This is a genomic window from Lentzea guizhouensis (assembly GCF_001701025.1).
In the GTDB taxonomy this organism is placed as follows: domain Bacteria; phylum Actinomycetota; class Actinomycetes; order Mycobacteriales; family Pseudonocardiaceae; genus Lentzea; species Lentzea guizhouensis.
On the sequence record NZ_CP016793.1, the window covers coordinates 9912117 to 9923751 of the forward strand.

The following is an 11635-nucleotide window of genomic DNA, read 5'->3' on the forward strand; positions in this document are numbered from 1 at the left end:
GCTAGAGACCGAGCTCTTCGTCGAGCAGCGCGAACATCTCGTCGTCGGAGGCCGTCTCGAAGTCCGTCTCCGGCTGGTCGTGGTGGCGCAGCGACGCCCACCTCGTGCGCAGGACGTCGAGGCGGCCGGCGATCTGCTGGTGCAGTGCGTCGGTGACGCTCGCCGCGGTCAGCGCCTTCTCGAACGCGTCGAGGTCGGCCAGCACGGCGGGCAGTCCGGCCTCCGGCGCGTCGGCGAGCAGCTCGTCCTTGAGGTGCGCCACCAGGTCGGCCGGGGTCGGGTAGTCGAACACCAGCGTGGCCGGGAGCCGCAGCCCGGTGGCCGCGCCGAGCCGGTTGCGCAGCTCGACCGCGGTGAGGGAGTCGAAGCCGAGGTCCTGGAACTGGCGGTCCTCCTCGACGACCTCGCCCTCGGCGTGGCCGAGCACGTCGGCGACCTGGCCGCGCACCAGGTCGAGCAGCGCGTCGGCGCGGCCCTGGTCGGTGAGCGCGGTGAGGCGATTGACCAGCGAGTCGGCGGTCTCCTGGCCGGCGACCGCCTTCTTCGACCTGGCCCGCACGAGGGCGCGCAGCAGTGGCGCGATCTCGTTCTGGTTGCGCAGCACGGAGAAGTCGAGCCGGACCGGGACGGTCGCGGCGGCGCCGGTCCGCAGTGCCTCGTCGAGCAGGGTGGTGCCGAGTGCCTCGGTGATGGCCGGCATGCCGGAGCGGGCCATGCGTTCCGCGTCCTGGGCGCTGAGCATGCCGGTGTCCCAAGCGCCCCAGGCGAGCGAGGTCGCCTCGTGGCCGCGCGCCTTGCGGTGTGCGGCGAGTGCGTCGAGGAACGCGTTGGCCGCCGCGTAGTTCGCCTGCCCGGCGTTGCCGAACGTGCCGGCGACGCTGCCGAACAGGACGAGGTTCGCCTCCGGTGCCAGCTCGTGCAGGTGCCAGGCGGCGTCGACCTTGGGCTTGAGCACCTCCGCCAGGCGCTCGGCGGTCAACGCCTCGACGGTGGCGTCGTCGAGCACACCGGCCGCGTGGACGATCGTCTTCGGCCGGTGGGTGCCGACGAGCTCGGCGAGCGCGGCGCGGTCGCTGACGTCGCAGGCCGCCACGGTCACGGTCGCACCTCCCGCCTCGAGGTCGGGGACGTCGGCCTGGCCGGTGCGGCTCACCAGCAGCAGGTCGCGCACACCGTGGTGCTCGACGAGGTGCCTGGCGACGATCCGGCCGAGCCCGCCCGTGCCGCCGGTGATGAGCACCGGCTCCTGCCAGTCGAGCACACCGTCCTTTCGTTCCGCCCTCATCAGGCGACCACCGAGGACCTCGCCGTCGCGGAGGACGACCTGCGGCTCGCCGGCGTTGAGGGCGTGGGCGACGACCGCTCGGCTGCTGGGCAGGTCGTCGAGGTCGAGCAGCCCGAACGCGCCGGGGTGCTCGGACTGCGCGGTCCTGACGAGGCCCCAGACGGCGGCGCTGGCCGGGTCGGGCCGGTCGCCGGTGGCGTTCCTCGTGACGAACCAGAGCCGTGCGTTCTCGTCGCCGGTGACCCACTCCTGGATGGTGGCGAGTGCTCCGGCGGTCGCGGTGTGGGTGGCGGTGACGACGTCCGCGCCGGTCCTGACCTGGACGAGGACCGTGCCGGCGGCGTCGTCGACGACGAGGTGGTCCCGCAGCCCGAAGTGGTCCTCACCGGTGATGGCGACCGCCTTGACCGGCTCGTTCGCGGTGATCTTCGTCCAGTTCAGCGTGAAGAGCGCGTCCCTGGTGTCGTCGAGCTGCTCGGTGCTGATCGGGCGGACGACCAGCGACCGGACCTCGGCGACCGGGTTGCCCCGCGGGTCGGCGATGACGATGTGCAGCGCCCCGCTGTCGTCCCTGGTCGTCCTGACCCTGGCGGCCGTCGCCCCGGTGGCGTGGATCTTCACGCCCTCCCAGCTGAACGGCAACCCGGCCGCGCCGTCACCCTCCTGCAGGAGCGCGGTGTGCAGGGCGGCGTCGAGCAACGCCGGGTGGATGCCGAACTCCCCGGCCTCCACCGGCAGCGCGACCTCCGCGTGCACCGCGCCGTCGTGCCGCCACGCGGCGCGCAGCCCCTGGAACGCCTCCCCGTAGGCGAACCCGATCTCGGCGAACCGGTCGTAGACCCCGCCGAGCTCGACCGGCTCCCCCTGCGGCCAGCCCTCGAGCCGCTCACCGGTGGCGTCCGTCGTGCTGAGGGTGCCGCTGGCGTTCTCGGTCCAGGGCAGGTCGGTGTCCTCCGGCCGGCTGTAGATCGTGACCGCGCGCCGGCCGTTGTCCTCGGCACCGACCGCGACCTGCACCTGAACACCGCCCTGCTCGGGCAACATCACCGGCGCCGCGATCGTGAGCTCGTCGAGCGTGTCGAGCCCGAGCTCCTCCGCCGCCCTGAGCGCCACCTCCACCAGCGCCGCACCGGGCACCAACGTCCGGCCCATGATCACGTGGTCGGCGAGCCACCGGTGCGTCCGGAGCGAGATCCGGCTGGTGAACAGGTACCCGTCCTGCCCGGCCAGCTGCACCGCCGCCCCGAGCAACGGGTGCCCGACACTGCCGAGCCCCGCGGCCTTGACGTCACCACGGCTCTCCACGACCTTCGGCCAGTACGACTGCCGCCGGAACGCGTAGGTGGGCAGCGCGATCTTCTTGGCGTTGCCGAGCAACGGCGTCCAGTCGACGTCAACACCGTGAACCTGCAGCTGCCCCAATGCCGTGAGCACGGTTCGTTGCTCGTCGGCGTTCCTCTTCGTCGTGGGAATCGCTCCGTCGACAAGTGGCGTGAGCGCCGCGTCCGGCCCGATCTCCACGAACGTGCAGTCGCCGAGCGCCGTGACGTTGTCGTGGAACCGCACCGCATCCCGCACGTGGTTCACCCAGTAGTCGACGCTCGTGACGTCCCCGGCCGCACTCATCCCGATCCGCGGCTCGGTGAACGTGATCCCGCCGATCGCCTCCCGGAAGTCTTCGAGCACCGGCTCCATCAACGGCGAGTGGAACGCGTGACTCACCTTGAGCTGCCGGTACTTCCACTGCTTCGCGATCTTGAGGACCTCGTCCTCCTCACCGGCCAGCACCACGGTCCGCGGCCCGTTGATCGCCGCGATCGACACGTTCCCGGTCAGGTACGGCGTCACTTCCTCTTCGGACGCGATCACCGACACCATGGCCCCACCGCTCGGCAACGCCTGCATCAACGCGGCCCGCGCCGTGATCAGCAAGCACGCGTCCTCCAGGCTCAGCACCCCGGCCACGTGCGCCGCCGCAACCTCACCGATCGAGTGCCCCGCCACCTTGTCCGGCTTCACCCCGAAGCTCTCGACCAACCGGTACAACGCTGTCTCCACCGCGAACAACGCAGGCTGCGCGAACCCGGTCTGGTCGAGCTTCTCCGCGTCCTCCCCCCACATCACCTCGCGCAACGCCGGGTCCAGGTGCTGCAGCGCCTCGTCGAGGGCCGTCGCAAACACCGGATAGGCCTCGTACAGCTCCTTGCCCATCCCGATCCGCTGCGCCCCCTGCCCGCTGAACAGGAACGCCACAGGCTTGCGCGCCACCTGCCCACGCGCCACCACCTCACCGCCCAACACGACGGCCCGGTGGTCGAACATCGTCCTGCTCGTCAGCAACGAGTACGCCACGTCCGCCGCGTCGCCGGGCCACGCCTTGATGCGCTCGACCTGGCCTTCCAGCGCGGCTTCGGACCGCGCCGACACCACCCACGGCACCAGCGCACCACGCCCGCCTCCGTCACGCCCGGCCTCACCGCTTCCGGCCCCGCCTTGGCCAGCGCCGCCTTGGCCAGCCTCAACACCTCCGGCTCCGCCAAGCCCGGCCTCACCGCTCCCGGCCTTACCGCGTCCGGCCCCGCCATGCTCGGCCCCATCACGCCCGGTCCCGCCGCGGCCAGCCCTGTCACGCCTGGCTCCGTCACTCCCGGCCCCGTCACGGCCAGCCTCACCACGCTCGACCCCATCAGACCCGGCGTCGCCCCTCGGAATCGATACCGACTCACCGGCCCCCTGGGGGGATCCACCCCCCATCCCAATCATCTCAGGCACCACCGACAATTCCGGCCCACCCGGAGCCTCCAAGATCACGTGCGCGTTCGTCCCCGAGATCCCGAACGACGACACCGCCGCCCGCCGCGCCCGCCCCACCGCCGGCCACGCGGTGTTCTCCTGCACCAGCGACACCGCACCCTCGCTCCAGTCGACGTGCGTGGACGGCGTCTCCGCGTGCAACGTCCGCGGCAGAACCCCGTGCCGCATCGCCTGCACCATCTTGATGATGCCCGCGACACCCGCCGCCGCCTGCGTGTGACCGATGTTCGACTTGATACCGCCCAACAGCAGCGGCACGGATCGCTCCTGCCCGTACACCGCCATCAACGCCTGCGCCTCGATGGGATCGCCCAAAGAAGTACCTGTGCCATGAGCCTCAACAGCGTCCACATCAGCAGCAGCCAACCCAGCAGACGCCAACGCCTGACGAATCACCCTCTGCTGCGACGGCCCGTTAGGCGCCGTCAACCCGTTGGAAGCACCGTCCTGGTTGATCGCAGACCCACGCACGACCGCAAGCACGTCATGCCCCAGACGCCGTGCATCAGACAGACGCTCCAACACGAGCAGACCCACACCCTCAGACCAACCAACACCATCAGCCGAATCCGAGAAGGCCTTGCAACGCCCGTCCTCCGACAACCCACGCTGCCGCGAGAACCCGACGAACGACCCCGGCGTCGACATGACCGTCACACCACCGGCCAGCGCCAACGAACACTCACCCGCGCGTAGAGCCTGCATAGCCCAGTGCAACGCCACCAACGACGACGAGCACGCCGTGTCGACCGTGACCGCGGGACCTTCCAGGCCCAGCGTGTAGGAGACACGTCCGGACACGATGGACGGAGAGGTGCCGGAGCCCTGGAAGCCCTCGAACTCACCGCCGCCGAGCCGCGCGCCGTAGTCGTTGTACATCACACCGGCGAACACACCCGTTGAGCTGCCACGCAACGATGCCGGCGCAATGCCCGCACGTTCCAACGCCTCCCACGCCGTCTCCAGCATGAGTCGCTGCTGTGAGTCCGTGGCGACCGCCTCGCGCGGCGACATCCCGAAGAACTCCGGGTCGAACTGGTCCGCGTCGTGCAAGAAGCCACCAGCCCGCACGTACGACGTGCCGGGGTGGTCGGGGTCCGGGTGGAACAACGTGTCCAGGTCCCAGCCGCGGTTCGTCGGGAACGGCGTGATCGCGTCCCGTCCGTCGAACACCAGCTCCCACAGCTCTTCCGGCGACGTGACCCCACCGGGATACCGGCAGGCCATGCCCACGATGACGATCGGGTCGTCCGAAGTGGACACCAGCGCGGGCAGGTCCGACACGTCCGACACCGCTCCGAGCAGCTCGTCCCGCACGTACCCGGCCAGCTGCGCGGTCGACGGGTAGTCGAACACCACCGTGGCCGGCAGTTTCAACCCGGTCACCGCCGTGAGCCGGTTGCGCAGCTCGACCGCCGTCAGCGAGTCGAACCCGAGCTCCTGGAACGCCCGCGTCGGATCGACCGCCAGCACGGTGTCGTACCCGAGCACGGCCGCGACCTCACCGCGCACCAGTTCCACCAACGCATCCAGCTGCCCTGCAGCGTCCAACCCGGACAGTCGCAGCACCAGTCCGGACGCCGTCTCCGACCCCGCGACCTTGCGCCGCGCCTTCACCCGGATCAGCCCGCGCAGCAACGGCTTCACATCGCCGCTCTTCAGCACGCCCAGGTCCAGCCGCACCGGCACGACCGCCGCGTCCTCGCCACCGACCGCCGCGTCGAACAACCGCAACCCGAGCTCGGCCGAGATCGCCGGCATCCCCGAGCGCTGCATCCGTTCCGCGTCCTCGGCCGACAACATCCCGGTGTCCCAAGCGCCCCACGCCAGCGACACACCCGGCAGGCCGCTCGCCCGCCGACGAGCCGCCAGCGCGTCGAGGAACGCATTGCCCGCCGCGTAGTTGCCCTGCCCGGCGTTGCCGAACACCCCTGCCGCCGACGAGAACAACACGAACTGCGAAACGTCAGCAGCAAGCTCATGCAGGTTCAACGCCGCATCGACCTTCGCCCGCAGCACCGCGTCAACGCGCGCCGGCGTGAGCGACTCGATCACCCCGTCGTCCAGCACACCCGCCGCGTGCACAACACCTCGAACCTCGTGCCGCTGCAACACCTCTGCCAACGCCGCCCGGTCCGCGACGTCACATGCCACGACGGAGACTCGTGCCCCCAACGCTTCCAGCTCGCTCACGTCACCCTGACCGCTGCGGCTGACCAGCACCAGCGAGGTCACGCCGTGCGTCTCGACCAGGTGCCGCGCCACGATCCGGCCCAGCCCACCGGTACCGCCGGTGATCAGCACCGGACTCTCCCACACCGCACCGGAAGACCCCTGTGCCCGCCCGAGCCGCGCCGCACGCACCTTGCCACCGCGGATCGCCAGCTGCGGCTCGTCGAGCTCCAGCGCCGCGGGTACCAGCTCCCCACCGTCCACGTCGACCAACCCGAACCGGTCGGGGTGCTCGGTCTGCGCGGTCCGCACCAGTCCCCACACCGCCGCACCGGCCAGGTCGTCACCCTCGACCGCACCGCGCGTGACGAACACCAGCCGCCCGTCGCGGTCCTCGCGAACCCACTCCTGCACCAGTTCCAGCGCCCGGTGGGTGGCAGCACGAACCGACTCGGCGTCCTGCTCCCCGCCCACGGCCGCCAGCACGACGTCCGCGTCCGCCGCGGGAACCTGCCCGAGCCCGAACTCGTCCGGCCCGAGCACACCGACCGTCCTGGTCGTCTCCGCCGGCACCGCGACCGGCGTCCACCGCACCGCGAACAACGCGTCCAGCTCCGGCTTCTCCGCCGCGACCGCCCGCATGACCAGCGACTCGACCGAGGCCACCGGGTTGCCCGCCGGGTCGGCCACCGCGATCCGCAGTCCGTTGCCGTCGCGCGTCATCTTGACCCGCAACGCCGTCGCGCCGGTCGCGTGCAACGACACGTTCTCCCATGCGAACGGCAGCCCGGCCTGCCCGCTCTCGTCCAGCAACGAGGCGTGCAGCGCAGCGTCCAGCAACGCCGGGTGCAACCCGAACGGCTTGACGTTCACGTCGTCCGGCAACGCGACCTCGGCATAGGTGGTGTCACCGTCACGCCACGCCGCCCGCAGCCCCCGGAACAGGCCGCTGTAAGCGAATCCAGCTTCCGCGAACCTCTCGTAACAACCCTCGACGTCGACCGCATCGGCGTTCGGCGGCCACACCGGCACGTCGAACTCGACCCGCTGCTCCCCCTTGGCCAGCACACCGCTGACGACCTGCGTCCACGGCGCGTCCGCCACCTCGTCCGGCCGCGCGTGGATGGTGAACGTCCGCCGCTCCTCGCCCGCCGACACCTTCATCTGCAACGCCAGCCCGCCGTGCTCCGGCAGCACGACCGGCGCCGACAACGTCAGCTCCTCCAGCCGGTCGCACCCGACCTCGTCACCCGCCCGCATCGCGAGCTCCACGAGCGCCGCACCGGGCACCATCACGCGCCCGGAGACCACGTGGTTGCCCAGCCACGGATGCGTGCGCAGTGCCAGCCTGCTCGTGAACAGGAACCCTTCCCCGTCAGCGAGTTCCGCCGCGGCGATCAGCAACGGATGCCCGACCGCGACCATGCCGATCCCGGACGCGTCGTCACCACCGATCCGCACCGCCGGCCAGTACCGCTGGTGGTCGAACGCGTAGGTGGGCAGGTCGATCTTCCTGCCACCCGCGCAGAACCCGCTCCAGTCAACCCGCACACCGTCGACGTGCAACCGCGCCAACGCCGTCAGCGCCGCCGTCGCCTCGTCCTTGTCCTTGCGCAGCACCGGAACCGCGTCCTCGACGAGCGCGGACAGCACCCCGTCCGGCCCGATCTCCAGGAACGTCGTGGCCCCGTTCTGCCGCAGCCGCCGCACGTTCTCCGCGAACCGCACCGCATCCCGCACGTGGTTCACCCAGTACTCGACCGTCGTGACGTCACCGCTCGCAACAACCGGAATCTCCGGCTGGCGCAACGTGATCTCCGCGAGTGACTCGCGGAAGTCGTCCAGCATCGGCTCCATCAACGGCGAGTGGAACGCGTGCGACACCTTCAGCCGCTTGCTCTTCCACCTCTGCGCGATGGCGAACACTTCTTCTTCGTCGCCCGCGATCACCACCGACTGCGGCCCGTTGACCGCCGCCACCGACACGTTCCCGCTCAGATGCGGCAACACTTCTTCCTCGGACGCAACGACCGACACCATCGCGCCGCCCTCCGGCAACGCCTGCATGAGCGCCGACCGCGCCGTCACCAGCAGGCACGCGTCCTCCAGGCTCAGCACACCGGCCACGTGCGCCGCCGCGATCTCTCCGATCGAGTGCCCCGCCACCTGCTCGGCTCGCACTCCCCACGACTCGACCAACCGGTGCAGCGCCACCTCGACAGCGAAGATCGCCGGCTGCGCAACCCCCGTCTGGTTCAGCGCCTCCGCGTCCTCACCCCACATGACCTCGCGCACCGCGGGATCCAGGTACTGCAACACACCGTCGAGCGCCTCCGCGAACACGGGGAACCGCGCGTACAGCTCGCGTCCCATCCCGAGTCGTTGCGCCCCTGTCCGGAGAACAACACGCCAGCGGTGCGCCGCCCGCCGCGCGCGATCTCGCCGTCCAGCACACGGCCCGGTGCTCGAACGCATCCGCTGGTCCAGCAGCGAGTACCCGATGTCAGCGCGCTGCCGTCCGCCGCCCGACTCGACCTGCGTCGCCGCCGCAACCGCGCCGACACAGCCACGGAATCGATTCCGATTCGCAGGCCCCCTGGGGGGATCCACCCCCCATCCAATCATCTCAGGCAGGTCTGACAATCCGGCGCGCCGGCGCCTCCAAGATCACGTGCGCGTTCGTCCCGGACAGCCCGAACGACGACACACCAGCCCGCCGCGGCCGCTCCACCGCAGGCCACGGCGTCGCCTCCGTCACCAGCGAAACCGCGCCCTCCGACCAGTCGACGTGCGACGACGGCGACGTGACGTGCAGCGTCGGCGGCACCACACCGTGCCGCATCGCCTGGACCATCTTGATCACACCCGCGACACCCGCCGCGGCCTGCGCGTGCCCGATGTTCGACTTGACCCCACCGAGCAGCAACGGCACCGACCGGTCCTGCCCGTACGTCGCCAGCAACGCCTGCGCCTCGATCGGGTCACCCAGCGTCGTGCCCGTGCCGTGCGCCTCCACCGCATCGACATCGGCCACCGACAGACCGGCCGAAGCCAGCGCCTGCCGGATCACCCGCTGCTGCGACGGCCCGTTCGGCGCCGTCAAGCCGTTCGACGCACCGTCCTGGTTGATCGCCGACCCCGCGCAGCACCGCCAGCACGGTGTGCCCGTTGCGCACCGCGTCCGACTGCCGCTCCAGCACCAGCAACCCGACGCCCTCCGACCAGCCGACACCGTCCGCCGAGTCCGAGAACGCCTTGCACCGCCCGTCCTCCGCCAGCCCGCGCTGACGCGAGAACCCGACGAACGCACCCGGCGTCGACATCACCGTCACACCGCCGGCCAGCGCCAGCGAACACTCACCGGCCCGAAGAGCCTGCGCCGCCAGGTGCATCGCCACCAACGACGACGAGCACGCCGTGTCGATCGACACCGACGGCCCCTCGAACCCGAACGTGTATGAAACGCGCCCGGACACCACCGACGGTGACGTACCGGCACCCTGGTGCCCCTCGGAGTCGGCCTCGAGGATCTGCGCGTAGTCCGAGTACATGACACCGGCGAACACACCGGTCCGCGACCCGCGCAGCGACGTCGGGTCGATGCCCGCCCGCTCCAGCGCCTCCCACGTCGTCTCCAGCAGAATGCGCTGCTGCCCGTCCGTGCCGAGCGCCTCCCGCGGCGACATCCCGAAGAACGCCGGGTCGAACAGGTCCGCGTCGTGCAGGAACCCGCCGGCCCGCGCGTAGGAGGTGCCGAGGTGGTCGGGGTCCGGGTGGAACAACGAGTCGAGGTCCCAGCCGCGGTTCGCCGGGAACGGCGTGATCGCGTCCCGCCCCTCGAACACCAGCTCCCACAACTCCTCCGGCGACGTGACCCCACCGGGGAACCGGCACGCCATGCCGACGATCACGATCGGATCGTCCGAAGTGGACACGAGCGCGGGCAGGTCGGCCACCGCATCCACCGCACCGAAGAGCTCGGCATGCAGGTGGTCCGCCAGCGCGACCGCCGTCGGGTAGTCGAACACCAGCGTCGCCGGCAGCCGCAACCCGGTCGCCTCGGTCAGCTGGTTGCGCAGCTCCACCGCGGTCAACGAGTCGAACCCGAGGTCCTGGAACGCCCGCGTCGCGTCCACCGCGTCGATCGACGAGTGCCCGAGCACCGCGGAGACCTGCGTGCGCACCAGGTCCACGAGCGCCGCGCGCCGTTGGGCAACGTCCATCGCCCCGAGCCTCTGCACCAGCCCGGACGCCGTCGCGGACCCGGCGGCCGCACGTCGTGCCTTGACCTTGATCAGGCCCTGCAGCAACGGCGCCACCGCGCCGCGTGCCCGCAGCGTCGCGAGGTCGAGCCGCACCGGAACCGTCAGCGCCGCCCCGCTCGCCACCGCCGTGTCGAACAGCTCCAGCCCGGCCTGCCGCGTGATCGGCGGCATGCCGGCGGCGGTCATCCGCGCGGCCTCGGCCTCGGTCAGCTCACCGGTCATGCCGCTGACCTCGGACCACACCCCCCACGCCATCGACGTGGCCGGCAACCCGCGCGCCTTGCGGTGAGCAGCCAGCGCGTCGAGGAACGCGTTGCCCGCCGCGTAGTTGGCCTGACCGGCGTTGCCGAACACCCCGGCAGCCGACGAGAACACCACGAACGCCGTCAGGTCGCTCGTCAGCTCGTGCAGGTGCCAAGCAGCATCGACCTTCGGCCTCATAACGTTCGTTAGACGGTCTAGCGTCAGTGACTCGACCACACCGTCGTCGAGCACACCGGCCGCGTGCACAACGCCCCGGACCTCATGCCGCGCGAGCAGCTCCGCAACGGCGTCCCGATCGGTCACGTCACACGCCGCGACCGTGACCCGCGCCCCCAACGCCTCCAGCTCCGCCGTGTCCGCCACACCACGCCTGCTGACCAGCAGCAGCTCGCGGACCCCGTGCTCCTCGACCAGGTGCTTCGCGACGACGTACCCCAGCCCGCCGGTTCCACCGGTGACGAGGACCTCGCCCTCCCACCGGACCTCGGCCTCACCGGCCACCCGAGCCAGCCGCGCCGCCAGCACCTCGCCGTCGCGCACGACCAGCTGCGGCTCGTCGACCCCGAACGCCACCGACACCATCGCGGTGGACAGGTCGTCACCACACAGGTCGATCAACCCGAACCGGCCCGGGTGCTCGGACTGCGCCGACCGCACCAGCCCCCACACCGCCGCGGCCCCGAGGTCGTCGCCCGTGGTCGCACCGCGCGTGACGACCGTGAGCCGCCCGTCGCGGCCGCTGCCGATCCACTCCTGGACCAGCCCCAGCACCCGCGCGGTGGTCCCGTGGACGCCGCCGAGCACGTCCTCACCACCCACCACCGGCACCAGGACC

Annotated in this window: 1 protein-coding gene and 1 pseudogene; both read right to left on the bottom strand. The window is 71.2% G+C overall.

Annotated elements, in window-relative coordinates; translation table 11 throughout:
* Window position 1: 1 nt before the first annotated feature.
* Window positions 2-8644: a type I polyketide synthase gene (locus BBK82_RS56125; protein ID WP_065920687.1), complete on the bottom strand. Its 8643-nt coding sequence runs from the start codon at window positions 8642-8644 to the stop codon at window positions 2-4.
* 286 nt (window positions 8645-8930) lie between these two features.
* A pseudogene (locus tag BBK82_RS57260) lies at window positions 8931-11580 on the bottom strand (type I polyketide synthase); the annotation flags it as partial.
* Window positions 11581-11635 lie beyond the last annotated feature (55 nt).